Source organism: Niallia nealsonii (assembly GCF_002835805.1).
Classification (GTDB): domain Bacteria; phylum Bacillota; class Bacilli; order Bacillales; family Cytobacillaceae; genus Niallia; species Niallia nealsonii.
Map to the genome: position 1 here is coordinate 1 of NZ_PISE01000078.1, position 20,128 is coordinate 20,128.

Below are 20,128 nucleotides of genomic sequence, written 5' to 3' on the forward strand. Positions count from 1 at the left end.
AGGGGCAGTTCATTTCTTCAACAGTTTTTTTGCTTATTTTTCGGATTCCAGTTTTGTGTTTGCATCCGTATTAGATGGATATAACTTTTTGCCAAGCATTGATTGCAATATTAAAAAGATACCGCCGACTGTCCAATAAAGAGGCAAGGCAGCTGGGGCATTTAATGAAACCATTACAATCATAATGGGGGATATTAAACCCATTATGCGCATTTGCTTTTGCTGCTCTTCAGGCAATGACTGTTGAGACACTCTAAATTGCAGATAATAGACAATACCGGCAATAGCGGTCAATATTAAATCAGAATGCCCCAAATTAAACCAAAGAAAAGTGTGTGTAGCAATTTCTTTTGAACCTCTTATGGCATAATAAAATCCCATTAAGACTGGCATTTGGATAATAATAGGCAAACAACCCATCGACAAGGGATTAACACCATGTGTTTTATATAAGCCCATCATTTCAGCTTGCAGTGTTTGCTGTTCTTTTTGATCTTTTGTTGTTTTTAATTTTTTTTGGATTTTTTCCATTTCGGGTTTGATTATCTGCATTTTTTCTTTCATGATTTGCTGCTTTTTATATTGTTTTAACATTAGCGGCATTAAAATTAAACGAATGACTAATGTAATTAAAATAATTGCAAGGCCATAGCTACCGTTAAAAAGAACAGCGGTTCCATGAATTAAATTGGCAAATGGCTCCACAATATAATGATGGAAAAATCCATTGCTGCTATTTCCTTGGGTTGATGAAGAACAAGCAGATAACATAATAGTAGAAATAGTTAATACGATGAATAAAAGTAATTGTTTAGATGATCTTTTCAAAGAAACTCCTCCATTTTCATTCCATATTTTAACAAGAAAGAAAGAATGAATTAGGCTTTTCCGGATCATCAACGATACTTTTCACTCGTTTTCGAATATTTTTGCAAATCCAGTGTAATATTGGTGTATTATATTGTTGGACATTAAGATTTATTGTAGCAATGGACGTTTGAAAATGTATATGCTGTTCTAATGCCTCGTTATAACTTACCGTTGTTTGTACATTTGTTACCCAAAAATATTTCACCATAAGACTTACTAGAATAGTAATGTAAATGGTTTGATAGCTTGGGATGTTTGTCATATCTATTAAAAAATCGACCATTTATACACCTCTATTAGTATTCAACAATAAAATTATACCGAATAGACACATAGAAAGCAATGGAGAGTAATGGTCTTAATGGATTAAATGTAGAAACTGTGAAAAATTTATAAATAGAATGAAGCTTATTTCTTTTTTTCTTTCCCTTTTTCTGTGTTAAGGGGTAGACAATATTGTTGTAAACGAGGTTCAATAATGGGCTTAAATTCTTCGGGAGTATTTGTAAAAAAAACTGGCTTTGTTGAATCTTTTTTTAGACAAATCATAAGCGGATGGCTGCTGCTTTCGTTTTTTAATGCCTTGTTTTCGAAAAACAGATACAAAGGCATCAGAATAAAGAGAATAACAGCAAAAAATAAGGCGGCATAAATTCTGATGTTCATTAAATTCCTCCTTTAAAAATTCTTTATTAGGTGTATGATAGGGATAAACAGGTAAATGGTTCGATATATATTATTATATTCATCAAACTATGAAAACGTTTAATATCCTTTTGAAATAAGAAACTAAGGGCATAATAGAGGGAAACTTCAAACTGTGGGGGCTTTTTCATCTTTTACTGATTATTAGTTAGCTGAGCCAATCTGTTTTTGCAGGAAAGTGTCGGGTTTCCTGCCTTTTCCTAAGTTTGAGGCGGAGGAAACTTGTCTCTTAATGGGAGATAAAGAAGAAATAATGGCAAAAGATGAGGAAATTCGATATAATAATTTCCATATTTATAGTGTCCGTTTTTAAAAAAGGAGGGAGAGTTAGTGAAAGCATTAATTAATATTGATTATACTTTTGATTTTGTGGAAGGTAATTTGCCTTGTGGAGAAGCGGCAATCGATATAGAAGAAAAACTAGTACATATAACAAAAGAATTTATAGAAGCGGGAGACTATACTGTTTTTACAATTGATTTACATATGGAAAATGATCCTTTTCATCCAGAAACAAAGTTATTTCCGCGGCATAATATCAAGGGAACACCTGGGAGAGATTTGTATGGTTCATTAAAACCATTGTATGAGAAGCATCAAAATTTTCCGAATGTACATTGGATAGATAAAACAAGATACAGTGCATTTGCAGGCACAGATTTACATATAAAGCTAAAAGAAAGAAATATTACAGACTTATATTTAGTTGGTGTGTGCACAGATATTTGTGTACTTCATACGGCTGTAGATGCTTATAACCTTGGATATAAACTAAATATATATGAACATGCAGTCGCATCTTTTAATAAAAGCGGTCATGAGTGGGCACTGCAGCATTTTAAAGAGACATTAGGAGCAGCTATTATAGAATAGAGAGTGCCCTTAGAGAAAGTATGGAGGACAAACATGGGTTATAAATTTGAAGACGACAGTTTAATGCTACATACAGATCTTTACCAAATTAATATGGCGGAAACCTATTGGGAAGATGGTATTTCTGAAAGAAATTCCGTATTTGAGGTATATTTTAGAAAACTTCCTTTTGATAATGGATACGCAGTTTTTGCTGGTTTAGAAAGAATTATTCATTACTTAGAAAATCTGCATTTTACTGAAACCGATATTAGCTATTTAAGAAAACAAGGATTTCAAGAAGATTTCCTGAACTATTTAAAAGATTTTCGGTTTACAGGCAACTTGCGCTCTGTGGTGGAAGGTGAGATTGTCTTTGCAAATGAACCATTGGTTAGAGTAGAAGCTCCCCTTGCTCAAGCGCAAATAATTGAAACAGCCCTTCTTAATATTGTGAACTATCAAACATTAATTGCGACAAAAGCATCCAGAATTAAACATGTTATCGGACATGGTGTAGTGATGGAATTTGGCAGCAGAAGAGCGCAGGAATTGGATGCTGCACTATGGGGAACAAGAGCAGCATTTATTGGGGGATTTGCTTCCACTTCCAATGTACGTGCAGGCAAATTGTTCGGAATTCCCATTTCGGGTACACATGCTCATTCTATGATTCAAGCATACCGTGATGAATATACTGCTTTTCATAAATATGCTAGACGCCATAAGGATTGTGTATTTTTAGTGGATACATACGATACGTTAAAATCAGGTGTGCCAAATGCAATTAAAGTAGCAAAGGAACTGGGGGATAAGATTAATTTCCTAGGAATTCGCCTTGATAGCGGGGATCTTGCTTACCTTTCAAAAGAAGCAAGAAAAATGTTGGATGAAGCAGGTTTTACTGAAACAAAAATTGTTGCAAGCAATGATCTAGATGAATATACCATTATGAATTTAAAAGCACAGGGAGCCAAAATTGATATTTGGGGAATTGGCACAAAATTAATTACTGCTTTTGACCAACCTGCATTAGGAGGCGTTTATAAGCTGGTTTCTATAGAAGATGAAACAGGAAAAATGCAAGATACCATTAAAATAAGCGGCAATCCTGAAAAAGTGACAACACCAGGAATAAAACGAGTATATCGCATTATTAATAGTATGAATCAGAAGTCTGAAGGGGATTATATTTGTTTAGAAACAGAACATCCTGAAACAGAAGAACGATTAAAGATGTTTCATCCAACCCATACGTATATCAGTAAATTTGTCACCAACTTTATTGCAAAAGATATACATGCAGATATTTTTAAAAACGGGGAATTAATTTATCAATCACCAGATATTTTTTCAATTCAGAAGTTTGCAGAGGACAATTTAGAGGTATTATGGGATGAGTATAAACGCTCGTTAAATCCTGAAGAATATCCTGTTGATTTAAGTCCAAAATGTTGGGAAAATAAAATGAAACATATCGAAGAAGTTAAAAATAACATCAAACGAAATGGATAAAAGGAGGAATTTACCATGGATTTGCAAAAACAAATAATGGAAGATTTGCATGTTAAATCAGAAATTAACGCAAAAGAGGAAATAAAGAATCGTGTTGATTTTCTTAAAAGTTATGTGAAAAAATCGAAAGCAAATGGATTTGTACTAGGAATCAGCGGCGGGCAAGATTCTTCATTAGCAGGGCGATTAGCACAGATTGCTGTTGAAGAATTGCGTCAAGAAGGATATGACGCTCAATTTGTAGCAGTTCGTCTTCCCTACGGTGCCCAAGCAGATGAAGAGGATGCACAACGAGCATTAAAATTTATTAAGGCAGACAAAGAATATGTATTTAATGTTAAGTCATCTGTGGATGCAGTAAAAGAAGAGTATGATCAGATAACAAAAGAGCCTTTAAAAGATTACCATAAAGGAAATGTGAAGGCGAGAATGAGAATGATTGCTCAATATTCAATTGGCGGCCAAGAAAATCTTCTTGTGATGGGCACAGACCATGCAGCAGAAGCAGTAACTGGATTTTTCACCAAATATGGGGATGGTGGTGCAGATATCCTCCCATTAACAGGGTTAAGCAAACGTCAAGGAAAACAATTATTGCAAGAGCTTAATGCTGAAGAAGCTATTTATTTAAAAGTGCCGACTGCTGATCTTCTTGATGGAAAACCTGGACAAGCAGATGAAACAGAACTTGGCATCTCTTATGATCAATTAGATGATTATTTAGAAGGAAAAGAAGTGCCAAAAGATGTTGCAGAAAAAATTGAAGCAAGGTATTTGATGACACAACACAAACGTACTGTTCCAGTATCGATGTTTGATTCATGGTGGAAATAAAATAATGAAAAAAAGGACTATCTTAAAGTGGTGAAATCTACTTAAAGATAGTCCTTTTTGGATGTTTTACCTGAAGATAACAGTCAGATTGTCTCTTTTTATAGTTTCCATTTTAATGAAATTGATAAAACTAGTATATTGATACAAGCACGTCCAACTTTTTTTCATATTTTATTAATGTAATCAAAATTAAGTTGATATCTAGATAAATAGTGAAAGGAGCTGTGTATATGTTTAAAATTTTTAAATTAAATGTGGATTTAACTGTTTTAAATTTCCCAATTCATTTCAAAAAGGAACTTTCAGTAGGAGAAAAGCATAAAAAACATTGTAAAAAAGATGAAAAATAAGCCTGCTTTAAAGGCGGATTAAAAAAATCGCGTACACGTATAAAACGTGTAACGCGATTTTTTAAGTTATACAAATCTCCTGTAAAGTTATTGTTTTATTTGTAGAATTAGCTAAAGTTATTTGGTCTAGCAAGAGGAAAAAAAAGAGCTAGAACAGATCAATTAGGTTGTATAGAGGAATTTGTAAGTATATTATAGGCAAAAGCAACCGATTCTTCACTTGGCGGTTCGATCTCTTTTAATGGGTAATCTAAACCTAATGCTTCCCATTTATAGACACCTAATTTATGATATGGCAAAATATCAATTTTTTCCACGTTTAATAACGTAGAAATAAAGCTGCCTAAGTTTCTTAAATCTTCTTCATTATCATTGATAGAAGGAACAAGAACATGTCGTATCCATACAGGAACATGATGATCGGAAAGATAGCTTGCAAATGATAAGATATGATCATTGCCCATTCCTGTTAAGGAGATATGTTTTTTGCGATCAATATGTTTTAAATCTAATAGAATTAAATCAGTATACTTCATCAATTCCTTTAGCTGCTCTTGAAAATGAGGTGCTGTGGAATAGCATCCCCCAGAGGAATCAATTGTAGTGTGAATGCCTATCTTTTTGCATTCTTTAAATAGTTCTATTAAAAAGGGAATTTGTAATAAAGGTTCTCCACCACTTACAGTAATGCCCCCACAGGATGCTTCAATAAAGGGAAGGTATGTTGTTAAGTCATCCATAATTTCTTTTACAGACATGGATTTTCCTGTTCCTATCTCCCAAGTGTCTGCATTATGACAAAATTGGCATCGCAGTAAACAACCTTGTGTAAAAATAACATATCGTATTCCTGGTCCATCTACTGTACCAAAAGTTTCAATGGAATGAATGTTGCCGTTCATAATTTTTCCTCCTTTTAAATAAAGCAACCAGTAGGAGGGAAGAAGAGAGGGCGAAAGCAGCAATCTTTTCTTCCTTTACTAGTTAGCAAAACAATAGTGTAAGCAAGTGTTTTGTTGTTTTACATGGATTCATGGAATGTACGATTAATAACATCCATTTGCTGTTCACGTGTTAATTTAATAAAGTTAACAGCATATCCTGATACACGAATTGTTAATTGGGGATACAATTCAGGATGTTCCATTGCGTCCATTAATGTTTCTCTATTAAACACGTTTACATTTAAATGATGGCCTGTTTTTACAGCATATCCGTCTAAGATGGATACTAAGTTTGCTGCACGAACATTTTCTTCTTTTCCTAATGCTTTTGGCACAATAGAGAATGTGTTGGAAATGCCATCTAATGAATAGTCATATGGCAATTTCGCAACAGATGAAAGGGAAGCGAGTGTTCCTTTGGTGTCTCTTCCATGCATTGGATTTGCCCCAGGAGCAAATGGTTCTCCAGCACGGCGTCCATCAGGTGTATTACCTGTCTTTTTGCCGTAAACTACATTTGAAGTAATGGTTAAAATGGACATCGTATGCAATGAATTGCGGTATGTTCCATGTTTGCGCAACTTTTTCATAAAACTTTCTACAATGCCTACAGCAATACTGTCTACATTGTCATCGTTATTTCCGTATTTAGGGAAATCGCCTTCTGTTTCAAAATCAACAGCAATGCCGTTTTCATCTCTAATTACTTTTACTTTTGCGTGTTTGATTGCACTTAAAGAGTCGGCTACGACACTTAAACCAGCGATCCCTGTTGCCATTGTACGCAAAATTTCTGTATCATGCAGCGCCATTTCAATTCTTTCATAGCTGTATTTATCATGCATGTAGTGAATAACATTTAATGTATTGATATAAAGGCCTGCAAGCCATTCCATCATATTATCGAATTTTTCCATTACTTCATTGTAATCTAAGTATTCAGAAGTGATTGGCGCAAAAGTAGGGCCAACTTGAACTTTAAGCTTTTCATCTTTTCCGCCATTGATTGCATAAAGCAAACATTTAGCAAGGTTGGCGCGTGCACCAAAAAATTGCATTTGTTTTCCGATTTCCATTGCAGATACACAACATGCAATGCCATAGTCGTCGCCCCATTGTGGTTTCATAATATCGTCATTTTCATATTGAATGGAGCTTGTTTGAATCGACATTTGGGCACAGAACTTTTTGAAATTATCAGGCAATTGGTTAGACCATAATACCGTTAAGTTTGGTTCTGGAGCTGGCCCTAAATTATCTAATGTGTGAAGGAAGCGGAATGAATTTTTTGTAACTAAAGATCTGCCATCATTCGCCATGCCGCCGATGGATTCTGTCACCCATGTTGGATCGCCGCTAAATAATTCGTTATAGTCAGGTGTGCGAGCGAATTTAACTAAACGAAGTTTCATAATAAAGTGATCTACAATTTCCTGGGCTTCTTTTTCAGTTAATGTACCGTTCTCTATATCTCTTTCTATATAAATATCTAAGAAAGTAGAAACACGGCCTAAGCTCATGGCTGCACCATTTTGCTCTTTAATAGCAGCAAGGTAAGCCAGGTATAACCATTGGAATGCTTCTATTGTATTAGCCGCTGGACGGGACAGGTCAAATCCATAGCTTGCACCTAATTGTTTTAATTCGTTTAATGCATTAATTTGTTCGGAAATTTCTTCTCTTAAGCGGATTGTTTCTTCTGACATAACAGAACTAGTTGCTTTTTTATCATTTTGTTTTTGTTCTATTAAGAATTCGACGCCATATAATGCAACACGGCGGTAGTCACCGATGATTCTTCCGCGGCCATAAGCATCAGGCAAACCAGTGATGATCGCTGCTTTTCTTGCTAATCTCATTTCGTCTGTATAGGCATCAAATACGCCAGCATTATGTGTTTTGCGATGTTCAGTGAAAAATCTTTCCAAATCTTCACTTGCTTTATAGCCATATGACTCACATGCTTGCACAGCCATTCTAATTCCGCCATTTGGCTGGAAAGAACGTTTAAATGGCTCATCTGTTTGAACCCCGACAATCTTTTCTTTTGTTTTATCTAAATATCCAGGACCATGTGAAACAATAGTCGAAACAATATCAGTATCTAAATTGTAAACGCCGCCTCTTTCTCTTTCAGCTTTAGAAAGCTCCAGCACTTGCTCCCATAATTGCGTAGTTTCTAATGTTGGACCAGATAAGAAAGTAGAATCTCCATAATAAGGTTTAAAGTTTTTTAAGATAAAATCGCGAACATTTACTTCTTTCTCCCATGTGCCGCTTTTAAATCCTTCCCAGTAGTTAGCTTCCACCTTTTCCATTTTAATCACCTCATCAGTTTATAAAAACAATAATACAGTGTATTGATTTCTTGCTAAATTAACTATAACAGATTTTATGTGATTAATTTCACAAAAATATGTACATCTTGCGAAGTTTTTGTGGCATATATGTGAACGCTAGCAGTACCATGGCTTTTGAGCCTATAATTCAAAAAAAGAATGTTCGATAAGTATTATTGTGAAAATAGGCTGTTATATAGTTTTGGTAGAAAAAATTAAAACTGTTATATAATAGTTTGGAAGCGGTTAACTTAAGGGGGATATGGAAAAGGGGATGGAGTAGTTGAGATTTCTTCTTTATTTTAAATGGTTAAATAAAAAATAACTGACCTATACTGTATATAAGGAGTAACAATAGATTGTACAGCTTTAAAGAACTTCTATAATAAATGTTTCCGATATATGCGGTTTTACGATATGATAAGGTAGTCTGCATAATAAACTGTCAGCCCTTGAGGACGCATTAATTGAGGTGAAAAAATGTCTTTATTAACTAAAGATCGGTTATTGTCTGTATTAAAAATTATGTTTCCCGTTACATTGCTGCTTTTAGTTTCCATGGAGCTTCGGAACATGTTTATGTCTATTGATATTCATTTATTAAAAAAATATTTGCATCAATTAAATCCTTTTATGATTGGTTATATTGTTGTTGGCGGCTTTATCGCAATCGCACCTATGTTTTTTTATGATGTTATTTTAAGCAAACAGCTGAAAGTAGCTATACCAACCAAAAAGTTGGCTAAATATTCCCTGATCAGCAACTCTTTTTCCAATCTTTTGGGATTTGGCGGCTTAATAGGGGTTGCCTTGCGTACATATTTTTATCAAAATTATGAAAAAGATAAGAGAATACTTTTAAAAGGCATAGCATCTGTTACGATGTTTTATTTAACGGGAATCAGTATACTTGCTTGGATTGTATTTTTTGATGGTTGGAATATGTCTTTAATTCAAAATCATCTGCTATTGTTTTTGGCGGTAATTATTGTGGGACTTATTTTACCAGTTATTGTTATTTGTTTTTTTATTAAAAAAACAAAATTGCGGGATTTAATAGATTCTCCAAAACTTGCTTTTCAATTAATTATTACTTCATTGGTAGAATGGGCTTTTGTCTTTATTTATTTATATTCTTTGGCAATAATGATGGACTTGCCTGTTGGAGCTTGGGACTTTATTAAAATATTTTTGATAGCGGTATGTGCAGGAATTGTTAGTATGATTCCAGGTGGAATAGGAAGTTTTGATTTAGTATTTTTATGGGGATTTGATTATTTAGGAGTGCCGACAGAAAAGCTGATTGTTGTACTGTTGTTATATCGCATCGGCTATTATTTTCTTCCTTTTATTGCAGCGCTGCTTTTATTTATAAGAGATTTATGGATAAAATGGAATAGATACTGGAGCAATATTCCTAAAACAATCATTGAAAATATTAGCCACTTCTTTTTAACGCTGCTTGTATTTATTTCAGGAATTATTTTGCTAGTGTCAGCAGCATTACCAGGAATTCTTTCAAGACTGCGAATTTCTCAAGACCTTTTAAGTATGGAAGTGATGAACTTTACCCATCATGTATCAGTTGGAGCTGGTTTTGTGCTTTTAGGGCTAGCTAGGGGAATAGAATACAGGGAAAAGCGGACATACCATTTAACATTGCTTGTTTTGATTATTGCAGCACTATCTACATTTTTAAAAGGTCTAGATTATGAAGAGGCATTAGTTATTATTGGGGTTATTATTCTGCTTTTGCTTTCAAAAGGGAGATTTTATCGGGAAAGCTTTGTTTTAACATGGGGGAAACTTCTTTTTGATACTATGATTATTGCTCTTTTTACATTTGGCTATTTGCTTCTTGGTTATTTAAGTTTGCCTTCAAGTCATCTGAAAGTACCGTCATTTATTGCGCCGTATATATTAAAAGATGCAAAAAGCTTGTTTTCAAGTGCGGCGATGGGCTTATTTATTGCTTTTATAATAACGTTTTTAGGCCATTTTATTAATAAGCCAAAGAGTTTTAATAAAATATCTTCCAAATTGCAAGAAAGGGAGATACTGGAGCATTTACATACATATAAAGGAACGACGTTGTCTCATTTGATTTTTTTGCATGATAAATATGTATTTTGGAACAGTGATAGAAATGTTCTTTTTTCTTATCAGACATATGCAGATAAACTAGTTGTTTTAGGTGATCCGATAGGGGAAGAAGCCTATTTTTTAAAAGCGATTGAAGAACTGTATGAGACGGCAGATATTTACGGATACACTCCTGTTTTTTATGAAACAAGTAAAAGAATGCTGCCATTTTTGCATGGAAATGGTTATGACTTTTTTAAACTTGGTGAAGAAGGATATGTGGATTTAAGTCAATTTTCTTTATCAGGAAAAAAAATGAAAAATCAGCGGGCATTAAAAAATAAGTTTGAAAGAGAAGGATATGTGGTAGAAATATCTCAACACAACCATAGTAAGGAGTTACTTAGAAATTTAAAATATGTAAGCGACGAATGGCTGCAGGGAAGAATGGAAAAAGGTTTTTCTCTTGGTTTTTTTGATGAATCGTATTTGCAGACAACTGCTATTACCTATGTAAAAGATCCTAATCAGCAAATTATTGCTTTTTTAACATTAAGTTCAGCATTTATGGAAGAAAATGATATTTATTCGATTGATTTGATGCGCAGTTTGCCAAATGCACAAGCTGGTGTAATGGATTTTTTATTTTTAAATAGTTTTGACTGTTTAAAACAGCAGGGAGTAAAAATATGCAATGTTGGCATGGCACCATTATCAAATTTGGGCATTTCCAAGTTTTCCTTTTTAAGTGAAAAAATTGCCGATCAAATTTTTCATCATGGACACGCTTTTTATCATTTTCAAGGATTGCGGAATTTTAAAAATAAGTTTTGCGATACATGGGAACCTAGGTATTTAGGTTATCGAAAAAAGTCATCTTTAGCTTTTACTTCTGTGCAAGTGACGATGCTTGTAGCAAAAAAAAGAAAATAAAAAAGGAAGTGCCAAATGAATTTTCATCATGGCACTTCCTTTTTATTATTTATACATTTCAGCTATTTGTTTTTGCACAGCTGTATCTTCTAAATATTCATCATAGTTCATTTGTTTGTCTACAAGACCTTTTGGTGTAATTTCTAAAATTCTGTTAGCGATAGTAGAAATAAACTGATGGTCATGTGATGCAAAAATTAACGAACCTTTAAAATTAATTAGTCCATTATTTAAAGCAGTGATAGATTCAAGGTCTAAATGGTTTGTAGGCTCATCTAAAAGAAGCACATTCGATCCGCTCAGCATCATTTTGGAAAGCATGCAGCGAACTTTTTCTCCTCCAGATAAAACACTTGGTTTTTTCAGCACTTCTTCACCAGAAAATAGCATTCTTCCTAAAAATCCTCGCAAGAAGCTTTCTGTTTGATCATTTGGCGAATATTGACGAAGCCAATCAACAAGTGTTTGGTCATCTTCATTAAAATAACTGGAGTTTTCAGCAGGGAAGTAGCTTTGTGATGTTGTAATACCCCATTTAAAGCTACCGCTGTCTGGTTCTATTTCTCCCATCAGAATTTTAAATAAAGTGGTTTTCGCTATTTCATTTTTGCCAACTAGAGCTATTTTATCGTCTTTATTCATGATGAAGCTAACATTATCTAATATTTTTTCTCCATCAATTGTCTTGGAAAGATTTTCCACACGTAATAAGTCATTGCCTATTTCTCTTTCTGGGGTAAAAGCAACATATGGATATTTTCTAGAAGATGGCTTTATATCATCTAAAGAAATTTTATCCAATAATTTTTTTCTTGATGTCGCTTGTTTTGATTTAGATGCATTTGCACTGAAACGAGCAATAAAGTTTTGCAGTTCTTTAATTTTTTCTTCTTTTTTCTTATTTGCATCACCAGCCATTCTTGAAGCTAATTGGCTGGACTCGTACCAGAAATCATAGTTTCCGACATAGATTTGGATTTTTCCATAATCTAAGTCTGCAATATGTGTACACACTTTATTTAAGAAGTGACGGTCATGGGATACAACGATAACCGTATTTTCAAAATTGATTAAAAAATCTTCCAGCCATTGAATAGCATCAATATCTAAATGGTTTGTAGGCTCATCGAGCAATAATACATCTGGCTGGCCAAATAAAGCTTGTGCAAGCAATACTTTTACTTTTTCTGAACCCGTAAGTTCAGCCATTGTTTTTGTATGCAGCTCTTCGCCAATTCCAAGCCCTTTTAAAAGGATAGCAGCTTCTGATTCAGCTTCCCATCCGTTTAACTCTGCAAATTCGCCTTCAAGTTCAGCGGCTTTCATGCCATCTTCATCCGTAAAGTCTGCTTTCATATAAATAGCATCTTTTTCTTGCATAACTTCATATAAACGGGCATGTCCCATTATGACTACTTTTAATGCTTCAAATTCTTCGTATTCAAAATGGTTTTGTTTTAGAATCGCTAACCTTTCGCCAGGACCAAGGGAAACATTTCCTGTTTGTGCCTCTATCTCATTGGAAAGTATTTTTAAAAATGTGGATTTTCCTGCACCATTTGCACCGATTAATCCATAGCAATTTCCAGGGGTAAACTTAATATTTACATCTTCAAATAATTTTCTATCGCCGTATCGAAGACTTACATTACTTACTGTTATCATCTATTTATTTTCCTCCAAAATACAATATCGTTAAAATTATAACATTATTAATGATAAGAATGCGAATCCTTTTCGAAGTTTAATCGTATGAAATAAGGGAAACAGAAAAAAGAGTGGAAAATATTAAAAAAATAAAGGGAAATGCGTTTGATACTCGAATATATTATGTAAGCGTTAAATAAAAATATTGCATCCATTATTAACAAAAACGATAAAAGAAAAATACATAAACTCTTTATAATTTGTTCATCTTTTTTTCATAATTCACCAGTACTATTAAGAAATATAGTTCGTAAAGGAGTAGTTATAATATGGCGAAAAAACAGCTTGTGGATTTAGTAAATAAAATGAAAAAATCTGGCATTAAAATCAGTTTTACGAAACCAAGATCCCAATTTCTCGTTCCATTACAGCAAAACAGCAAACTGACTTCTTCCACTTCTCATTAAAAATATTTAATTGGTTATAAACCATAGAGACTTTCTATCGCTGCTATAAGAGTGCAGATACTTTTTCTAAAGGAGAAAGATTGGACACTTATGGATAGAAAGCCTTTTTTTGTTTTTAAATAGGAGTTGTAAACTGTCAAAGATTGTTCAATTTTACACAAACTTTTTTCTTTTATCCTACAGTATAATAATTTCCATAAAGAAAGGGTGAAGAAAGTTATGGAAATTCAGCCAGTTGATAAAGCCATTCAATATGCTTTAAAGAAAAAAGCGGTAATAGATGAATCATTTTTGCAGTATTTTACAAAGGCAATACTTGCAGGCATTTATATAGGTTTTGCTATTATTATTTGTTATAAATTGGCACAGCCTTTTTGGGATGCCCACTCGCCTGCAACATATATGATAACGAGCCTATTTTTTGGCATTGCTCTTGTGTTGATTAGTTATGGAGGGGGAGAATTATTTACAGGGAATACGATGGCATTTGCAATGAGCACATTAAAAGGTGCAACAACATGGAAAGATGCCCTTTATAATTGGGCTGCTACTTATTTTGGAAATTTAGTAGGAGCATTGTTTTTTGCTGTACTTATTTATTATACTGGCCTCTATCATCTTCCGGAAAAATCGACATGGCTAATGGAGATGGCAAATGTAAAAATGAGTGCGACTACATCTGAATTGTTTGTAAAGGGGATTCTTTGTAATTGGCTTGTATGCTTAGCTATTTGGCTTCCTATGAATATTAGAGGAGATGTCGGCAAGATATTAACAACAATCCTAATTGTTTTTGGTTTTATGGTGTCAGGATATGAGCATAGCATTGCCAATATGTCGCTGTTTTCCATTGCCTTAATTGTTCCTCATCCAAATACAATTACGCTTTATTCGGCGCTGCATAATATTATACCCGTAACGCTTGGCAATATTGTAGGGGGAGCCTTTTTTGTGGGAGTCTTAAATGTGTATATTTTTTCGGATAAAAAGAGGAAAAAGAACAAGCATTTGACTTTTCAGCAAAAAAGAATAGCAAAATAGCTAAAATCATCCTAGAGTTAATGCTATTTAACTCTAGGATGATTAAGATAAGGAATTCAGTGCTAAGGAAATAATTAATCCAACGCATGTAATAAATCCAACAATTGGTCCACCTTTTTCAAAAGCTTCAGGAAGCATGGTCGAACATACCATGGCAATTAATCCACCTGCTCCGAAGGCCTCGATATTTGCTGTTGCATTTTCGGAGAAATTTTCCAAAAATATAAATCCAGTTAAGCTGCTTATTGCGGAAATAGCAACAACACTTGCCCATAAAAATAAAATTTTTTGATTAGAATAGCCGTCTTTTTTTAGTCCAACTGTTGAAGAAAGGCTTTCAGGGAAATTACTGATAAAGATGGCGATAATAAATAAGATATCCACTTGATGATTTGTTAATAAACTTAGCCCAACGATTAAGGATTCTGGGATAGCATCCATGAGTGTTCCGATATAAATGGCTAATCCAGAATGAGTGATAGGCTTTTTATGTGAACGTTTGCGATTAGCTCCGCCTTTTTTATATAAATAGAGTTCGATAATGGAAAATAAAAGGGCTCCTCCTAAAAAGGAAGCAGATGTTGCGATTATGCCGCTTGTATGCAGAGACTCTATTAATAAATCAAAGGAAGAGGCACCAATCAACACACCAGTTCCAAGTGCCATTAAATATGCAATCAGTTTTTGTGGAAGGGTAAAGCATATGCCGATTATCGATCCTAAAAATAAAGACATGCTTGCTAATGCTCCCCAAAATGCTGAAATTAACATTTTTTATGCTCCTTCTACCAAAAATTTATATAATGCTGTCCAAATACCAAGGATATTAGTGGGGAAAACTATAAAATGGCGATGTAAACGCTCATATTTTGCGCTATAATAATCGTGTTGGAGGAGCGCGTTTATGGATAAAGAAACGAAAAAAAATATCGGGGTATTACAGGCTTTTTATTTTTTTGCTTTTTTTGCAAGTGGCAGCCTAATACCATTATTAAGTGTTTATTTAAGCAATACAATAGGGCTGACTGGCTTTCAAATAGGCGTTATTATGTCTATTGGACCTGTTATTACAATTTTTTTTCAGCCTATTTGGGGAATATTATCAGATAAAACAAATTCACCTGCAGCCATTCTTAAATTATGTACATTTTTTGCTGGAATATGCGGGCTGGGTTATTTGTTTTTTGATCGTTTTATTTGGATAATGGCAATTGCTACACTGCTTGCGGTTTTTCAAAGTGCAATTGTTCCAATATCTGATAGTATAGCAATAAAGTATGCCAGCAAAAATAATTATCAGTATGGGAATATTAGACTTTTTGGTGCTTTAGGATTCGGTGTTGCTGTTTTTATTATGGGAAGAATATCTGATGTGGAACCAACAAGTATTTTTATTGCTTTTTTTGCGGCGCTTATTATTTGTGCTGCTACTACAATAAAAATGCCGAAAGAAAAAGGGGAAACAATTAAAAATCCGCTAAAAGGAATAAAGGAACTGATCGTCTATAAAAAATATATGTTTTTTTTAGCCATTACTTTTTTAGTTTTTAGTCCTAATTTAGCAAATAATACTTTTTTTGGCTTATTTGTAGAAAATAGCGGAGCGACCTATTCGGGCATTGGAGTGGCTTTTCTTATTGCTGTATTATCGGAAGCGCCATTTATGAAAATTGCCGGGGGAATGATTACAAAATTTGGACTTTTAGAAATTACTCTGTTTGCTGGTGCTGTTTCTTTGATTAGATGGATATTTTATTTTACAGCCCCTAGTTTAGCGCTAGTCTATGTAACTGCCTTTTTGCAAGGTTTTGGCGTTGGGTTATTTATACCGGCTGGCATTCAGTATATTCGAAAAATAGCACCTGTTTCAATGATGGCAACTGCGATTACTTTTTATTCAGCTGTCGGAAATGGGCTTGGAAACTGGTTTAATACATTTATTGGCGGCATTATTTTGGACCATTATCATATCACGGATGTGTATTTATTTTTTAGTATTTTAACAGTAATGGGCATTATTTTAAATCTATATTTAATTAGAGAAGAAAAACAAGAAGCACTGCTGAAAAAGCAAAATTTAATAGAAGCTGGTTAAATGATTAAAAGAAAACGTACTTACTCAAAAAGCGAACGTCGCTAAAAAGAGTAAGTATTTTTTTTAGGAAAAGTGGGCTTTTTTATAAATTAGAGGGAAATCCGCATTTGTACCAAGATGGTTGTCCATTCCATTTTTAAACTTGTACATAGGATGTAAAGTAAAGAAATGAATGATGGGGGTGGAAATATGGCAGGAAATAATTATTATCATCAATGTTCAAAAGGTATTGGCAGATGTGTACGCATTACAACACACGATGGAAAAGTGCATACAGGTATTATTGATCGAGTAACTTCTAATAAGGTTTATCTTCGCCCAATCGGCGGCAGTCGGAGAAACTATGGCGGATTCGGATTAGGATATTACAGAGGCGGTCGTGGCTGGGGCGGCGGTTGGGGCTGGGCTGGTGCAGCTTGGGGTTTTTCCTTAGGTTTAATTGCTGCATTAGTTTTTATCCCTTTCTTTTAAAAAGGACGCTGCTGATTTTTCGTGAACAAACATTATTTGTTTTTCACGAAAAATCAGCGATATTCATTAATTTTGTCTTAAAAAGAAGTATTGTTTTTTATATGCAGTGAAACAAAAATCTTTAAGATATTTTCTTTCCTTGTGAAAGTGGAATATACAATTTTTTGTATGCTTTGCTGCTTTACATAATAAAGTATTAAAAATATTTTAAAAAGAGCCCATTCGAGACAAGTTCTTCCTACATAGTATGCTTATGTGTATGAGGGAGGTGGATTAAATGAGTGGTCATCCTGAAGGTGGAGTAGGCTTTGGTGGAGGTTTTGCTCTACTTGTAGTGCTATTCATTTTATTAATCATTGTTGGATCAAGTTATATTGGATATGGTTATTAATAAATTTTAGAGGAGTGTTTTATAGATGGCTTATGGTTATGGCGGTTACGGAAGTTCTTGCGGTTGTGGAGGATATGGGTATGCAGCACCAGTTGCACCGGTTGCAACTGGCTGTGGATACGGAAATGGTTTTGTATTAATTGTTGTATTATTTATCCTATTAATTATCGTTGGAGCTGCATGGTTATAATATAGAAAAAAGGACTGCCTTTAAAAGTCAATTTCGACTAAAGGCAGTCCTTTATCTATGCATTCATAAAACTTCTATATTTTATGAATACTTATAATCGGTCTGTTTCTGTTACTATATATGAAGAGAATAAATTTTTTTTAATGCATCGATTTTTATAAACAGCAAAACTTGTAGTTTATGGAATAACAGCGGGACAATGAAACAAAAAATGGTTATTTTATTTAGGAGGGTTTGGCCAATAAATGTTTAAACAAGCGTTAGCAGTATTAAAAGAGTATTTTGGTTATGAACAATTTCGAAATGGACAAGAACAGGTAATCGAATATTTGCTGAATGGAGAAAATGTAGCATGTATTATGCCGACAGGGGGCGGCAAATCGATTTGTTATCAAGTTCCAGCTATGATTTTTGATGGACTTACTGTTGTGGTATCACCGTTGATTTCATTAATGAAAGACCAAGTAGATTCCTTAACTGCAGTCGGAATACCTGCGACTTTTATTAATAGCTCTCTTACGGCAAATGAAGCGTATGAAAGAATAGCAGAATTAAAAGCAGGGAAGTATAAATTGTTATATGTAGCACCAGAAAGGTTAGAAGGGGACTTTTTTATTGAATTATTAAATGAGGTGAAAATCCCGTTTATTGCAGTTGATGAGGCACATTGTATTTCCCAATGGGGCCATGATTTCCGGCCAAGTTATTCTCGACTTGGTGCAATGATTAATAAATTACATAAAAAACCGCTTATTGCCGCACTAACGGCCACAGCAACGCCCCTTGTGCAAAAGGATATTTGTACACAGCTGCAGATAGAAGAGGAAAATACCGTAATAACTGGCTTCGAAAGAGAAAATTTAACTTTTTCAGTCATAAAGGGAGAAGACAGGTCAGCATTTATTGAGTCTTTTCTATCTAAAAATAAAGAGGAGTCTGGCATCATTTATGCGGCAACAAGGCAGGAAGTAGAAAAACTTTATGAACGTCTGCGGAAAAAAAATTATTTGGTCGCAAAATATCACGGAGGCATGAGAGATACAGACAGGGAAACAGAACAGCAGCGCTTTATTAATGATGATTGTCAAATAATGGTTGCTACGACTGCTTTTGGAATGGGCATCGATAAAAGCAATATTCGCTATTGTATTCATTATCAGCTGCCCAAAAATATGGAAGGGTATTATCAAGAGGCTGGCCGAGCAGGAAGAGATGGGCTGCCAAGTGAATGTGTTATACTCTATTCGCCACAAGATATCCGCATCCAGCGTTTTTTAATTGATCAAACCACAATGGATCCAAATAAGCAAAAACAAGATTTAGACAAATTGCAAGCAATGATCAATTATTGTCATACAGAAGATTGTCTGCAGCGTTATATTCTTCAATATTTTGGCGAAGATACTGATTATAAATGCGGCAGATGCTCCAATTGTACAGATAATCGTGAAACTGTCGATGTTACAATCGATGCCCAAAAAGTTCTCTCCTGCATGATTCGTATGGGAGAAAGGTTTGGGAAAACAATGATTGCTCAGGTGTTGACAGGATCGCGAAATAAAAAATTGCTTGATTTTTCTTTAGATAAAATTAAAACATATGGCATTATGAATCAGCAATCGGCAAAAGAGGTAAGTGACTTTATTGAGTTTTTGATTTCTGACGCTTATATTGAGGTAACAACAGGGGCGTTGCCATTATTGAAAGTGACAGAAAAGGGAAAAGAAGTTTTATTAGGAAGACTTACGGTACTTCGCAAAAAACAAATGGAAACAGTAAAACTTTCTGAAGATAATGGATTGTTTCAAGAATTGCGCTTGATTCGCAAACGTATGGCAGAAGAAGAACAGGTGCCTCCTTTTGTTATTTTTTCTGATGAAACATTAAAGCTGATTGCCGGAAGTATGCCAAAGACTCTTTCTGAATTAGCTTCGATTAAAGGAATAGGAGATCATAAATTAAATAAGTATGGAGAAAAAATTCTGGAGTTTGTACAAGCATATGTAAAAGAACATCCAGAATCAGTAAAAGAAGTGCAGAAAAAAGCAGTTGTTGTGAAAGAGAAAAAAGCACTAGTGGAAAATTCTCATCTTATTACATTGGAAGAGCTTCAAAAAGGGGTGACAGTAAAAGATATTGCCGCAAAACGAAATTTAAGTATTCTAACGATAGAAAATCATTTGCTTCGCTGTGGAGAAGAAGGGTATACAATTCATTGGAGTCAATTTGTGTCAGAAACACAAGGGGAGAAAATTAAAAAGGCGATTAAGGAAGTAGGAGGAGAAAAATTAAAGCCGATTAAAGAAATATTGCCAAATGAAATAACTTATTTTATGATTAAAATTATTTTGCATCAATTAAGCTTAGAAGAACAAAAGTTTATAGTATAAAGATAAGCCTGA

At 34.1% G+C, this 20,128-nt stretch carries 18 protein-coding genes; 11 read left to right on the forward strand and 7 right to left on the reverse strand.

Features of this window, described 5'->3' with window-relative positions:
• Positions 1 to 33: 33 nt before the first annotated feature.
• The 3 genes from yidC to CWS01_RS21915 all read right to left on the reverse strand — a co-directional run bounded on the left by yidC (position 34) and on the right by CWS01_RS21915 (position 1,536).
• Positions 34 to 771 (reverse strand): membrane protein insertase YidC, encoded by a 738-nt coding sequence (gene yidC / locus CWS01_RS21905; protein WP_235852149.1) that lies wholly within the window; start codon positions 769 to 771, stop codon positions 34 to 36.
• Positions 772 to 856: 85 nt separating this feature from the next.
• Positions 857 to 1,153, reverse strand: a complete 297-nt coding sequence (locus tag CWS01_RS21910) for a hypothetical protein (RefSeq protein ID WP_101179675.1) — start codon at positions 1,151 to 1,153, stop codon at positions 857 to 859.
• A 125-nt stretch (positions 1,154 to 1,278) separates the two neighbouring features.
• A complete protein-coding gene (locus tag CWS01_RS21915; protein WP_101179677.1) occupies positions 1,279 to 1,536 on the reverse strand; it encodes a hypothetical protein in 258 nt (85 codons plus the stop codon).
• Positions 1,537 to 1,905: 369 nt separating this feature from the next.
• On the opposite strand from CWS01_RS21915, the gene CWS01_RS21920 reads away from it, so the two are divergent.
• Genes CWS01_RS21920 through nadE form a run of 3 tightly spaced genes read left to right on the forward strand, consistent with a single transcriptional unit; the run spans position 1,906 to position 4,776 of the window.
• Positions 1,906 to 2,448, forward strand: a complete 543-nt coding sequence (locus CWS01_RS21920; RefSeq protein WP_101179679.1) for a cysteine hydrolase family protein — start codon at positions 1,906 to 1,908, stop codon at positions 2,446 to 2,448.
• 33 nt (positions 2,449 to 2,481) lie between these two features.
• Positions 2,482 to 3,942 (forward strand): nicotinate phosphoribosyltransferase, encoded by a 1,461-nt coding sequence (locus CWS01_RS21925; protein ID WP_101179681.1) that lies wholly within the window; start codon positions 2,482 to 2,484, stop codon positions 3,940 to 3,942.
• A gap of 15 nt (positions 3,943 to 3,957) precedes the next feature.
• Entirely contained in the window at positions 3,958 to 4,776 is an 819-nt protein-coding gene (gene nadE / locus CWS01_RS21930) for an ammonia-dependent NAD(+) synthetase (protein ID WP_101179683.1), read from the forward strand.
• A 508-nt stretch (positions 4,777 to 5,284) separates the two neighbouring features.
• On the opposite strand, the gene pflA is transcribed toward nadE, so the two are convergent.
• Together pflA and pflB are read right to left on the reverse strand one after the other, a co-directional pair.
• Complete coding sequence (gene pflA, locus CWS01_RS21935) at positions 5,285 to 6,028, reverse strand: pyruvate formate-lyase-activating protein (protein WP_101179685.1); 744 nt, start codon at positions 6,026 to 6,028, stop codon at positions 5,285 to 5,287.
• 119 nt (positions 6,029 to 6,147) lie between these two features.
• Entirely contained in the window at positions 6,148 to 8,388 is a 2,241-nt protein-coding gene (gene pflB, locus CWS01_RS21940) for a formate C-acetyltransferase (protein ID WP_101179687.1), read from the reverse strand.
• A 501-nt stretch (positions 8,389 to 8,889) separates the two neighbouring features.
• On the opposite strand from pflB, the gene mprF reads away from it, so the two are divergent.
• A complete protein-coding gene (gene mprF / locus CWS01_RS21945; RefSeq protein ID WP_101179689.1) occupies positions 8,890 to 11,424 on the forward strand; it encodes a bifunctional lysylphosphatidylglycerol flippase/synthetase MprF in 2,535 nt (844 codons plus the stop codon).
• Between the two features lie 45 nt (positions 11,425 to 11,469).
• Here the strand turns inward: mprF and CWS01_RS21950 are convergent, their stop codons facing one another.
• Positions 11,470 to 13,089: an ABC-F family ATP-binding cassette domain-containing protein gene (locus CWS01_RS21950; RefSeq protein ID WP_101179691.1), complete on the reverse strand. Its 1,620-nt coding sequence runs from the start codon at positions 13,087 to 13,089 to the stop codon at positions 11,470 to 11,472.
• Between the two features lie 311 nt (positions 13,090 to 13,400).
• Between CWS01_RS21950 and CWS01_RS22755 the strand changes: the two genes are divergently transcribed.
• Both CWS01_RS22755 and CWS01_RS21955 read left to right on the forward strand, forming a co-directional pair.
• Positions 13,401 to 13,538: a hypothetical protein gene (locus CWS01_RS22755; RefSeq protein ID WP_168714445.1), complete on the forward strand. Its 138-nt coding sequence runs from the start codon at positions 13,401 to 13,403 to the stop codon at positions 13,536 to 13,538.
• Between the two features lie 219 nt (positions 13,539 to 13,757).
• Positions 13,758 to 14,579, forward strand: coding sequence for a formate/nitrite transporter family protein (locus tag CWS01_RS21955; RefSeq protein ID WP_101179693.1), 822 nt, complete (start codon positions 13,758 to 13,760; stop codon positions 14,577 to 14,579).
• 42 nt (positions 14,580 to 14,621) lie between these two features.
• Here CWS01_RS21955 and CWS01_RS21960 read toward each other — a convergent pair whose 3' ends face one another.
• On the reverse strand, positions 14,622 to 15,350 hold the full coding sequence (locus tag CWS01_RS21960) for a ZIP family metal transporter (RefSeq protein WP_101179695.1): 729 nt from the start codon (positions 15,348 to 15,350) through the stop codon (positions 14,622 to 14,624).
• 133 nt (positions 15,351 to 15,483) lie between these two features.
• Between CWS01_RS21960 and CWS01_RS21965 the strand changes: the two genes are divergently transcribed.
• The 5 genes from CWS01_RS21965 to recQ all read left to right on the forward strand — a co-directional run bounded on the left by CWS01_RS21965 (position 15,484) and on the right by recQ (position 20,116).
• Positions 15,484 to 16,674, forward strand: coding sequence for an MFS transporter (locus tag CWS01_RS21965; protein ID WP_101179697.1), 1,191 nt, complete (start codon positions 15,484 to 15,486; stop codon positions 16,672 to 16,674).
• A 189-nt stretch (positions 16,675 to 16,863) separates the two neighbouring features.
• Positions 16,864 to 17,145 (forward strand): hypothetical protein, encoded by a 282-nt coding sequence (locus CWS01_RS21970; protein WP_101179699.1) that lies wholly within the window; start codon positions 16,864 to 16,866, stop codon positions 17,143 to 17,145.
• 277 nt (positions 17,146 to 17,422) lie between these two features.
• Positions 17,423 to 17,536, forward strand: coding sequence for a YjcZ family sporulation protein (locus CWS01_RS21975; RefSeq protein WP_101179701.1), 114 nt, complete (start codon positions 17,423 to 17,425; stop codon positions 17,534 to 17,536).
• Between the two features lie 25 nt (positions 17,537 to 17,561).
• Positions 17,562 to 17,726 (forward strand): YjcZ family sporulation protein, encoded by a 165-nt coding sequence (locus tag CWS01_RS21980; protein ID WP_101179703.1) that lies wholly within the window; start codon positions 17,562 to 17,564, stop codon positions 17,724 to 17,726.
• A gap of 245 nt (positions 17,727 to 17,971) precedes the next feature.
• A complete protein-coding gene (gene recQ / locus CWS01_RS21985) occupies positions 17,972 to 20,116 on the forward strand; it encodes a DNA helicase RecQ (protein ID WP_101179705.1) in 2,145 nt (714 codons plus the stop codon).
• Positions 20,117 to 20,128 lie beyond the last annotated feature (12 nt).

Excerpts from the sequence above, each read along its gene's own strand:
- yidC (WP_235852149.1), bottom strand. The coding sequence starts at position 771 with ATGTTATCTGCTTGTTCTTCATCAACCCAAGGAAATAGCAGCAATGGA.
- CWS01_RS21910 (WP_101179675.1), bottom strand. The coding sequence starts at position 1,153 with ATGGTCGATTTTTTAATAGATATGACAAACATCCCAAGCTATCAAACC.
- CWS01_RS21915 (WP_101179677.1), bottom strand. The coding sequence starts at position 1,536 with ATGAACATCAGAATTTATGCCGCCTTATTTTTTGCTGTTATTCTCTTT.
- CWS01_RS21925 (WP_101179681.1), top strand. The coding sequence starts at position 2,482 with ATGGGTTATAAATTTGAAGACGACAGTTTAATGCTACATACAGATCTT.
- nadE (WP_101179683.1), top strand. The coding sequence starts at position 3,958 with ATGGATTTGCAAAAACAAATAATGGAAGATTTGCATGTTAAATCAGAA.
- pflA (WP_101179685.1), bottom strand. The coding sequence starts at position 6,028 with ATGAACGGCAACATTCATTCCATTGAAACTTTTGGTACAGTAGATGGA.
- pflB (WP_101179687.1), bottom strand. The coding sequence starts at position 8,388 with ATGGAAAAGGTGGAAGCTAACTACTGGGAAGGATTTAAAAGCGGCACA.
- mprF (WP_101179689.1), top strand. The coding sequence starts at position 8,890 with ATGTCTTTATTAACTAAAGATCGGTTATTGTCTGTATTAAAAATTATG.
- CWS01_RS21950 (WP_101179691.1), bottom strand. The coding sequence starts at position 13,089 with ATGATAACAGTAAGTAATGTAAGTCTTCGATACGGCGATAGAAAATTA.
- CWS01_RS22755 (WP_168714445.1), top strand. The coding sequence starts at position 13,401 with ATGGCGAAAAAACAGCTTGTGGATTTAGTAAATAAAATGAAAAAATCT.
- CWS01_RS21955 (WP_101179693.1), top strand. The coding sequence starts at position 13,758 with ATGGAAATTCAGCCAGTTGATAAAGCCATTCAATATGCTTTAAAGAAA.
- CWS01_RS21960 (WP_101179695.1), bottom strand. The coding sequence starts at position 15,350 with ATGTTAATTTCAGCATTTTGGGGAGCATTAGCAAGCATGTCTTTATTT.
- CWS01_RS21965 (WP_101179697.1), top strand. The coding sequence starts at position 15,484 with ATGGATAAAGAAACGAAAAAAAATATCGGGGTATTACAGGCTTTTTAT.
- CWS01_RS21970 (WP_101179699.1), top strand. The coding sequence starts at position 16,864 with ATGGCAGGAAATAATTATTATCATCAATGTTCAAAAGGTATTGGCAGA.
- CWS01_RS21975 (WP_101179701.1), top strand. The coding sequence starts at position 17,423 with ATGAGTGGTCATCCTGAAGGTGGAGTAGGCTTTGGTGGAGGTTTTGCT.
- CWS01_RS21980 (WP_101179703.1), top strand. The coding sequence starts at position 17,562 with ATGGCTTATGGTTATGGCGGTTACGGAAGTTCTTGCGGTTGTGGAGGA.
- recQ (WP_101179705.1), top strand. The coding sequence starts at position 17,972 with ATGTTTAAACAAGCGTTAGCAGTATTAAAAGAGTATTTTGGTTATGAA.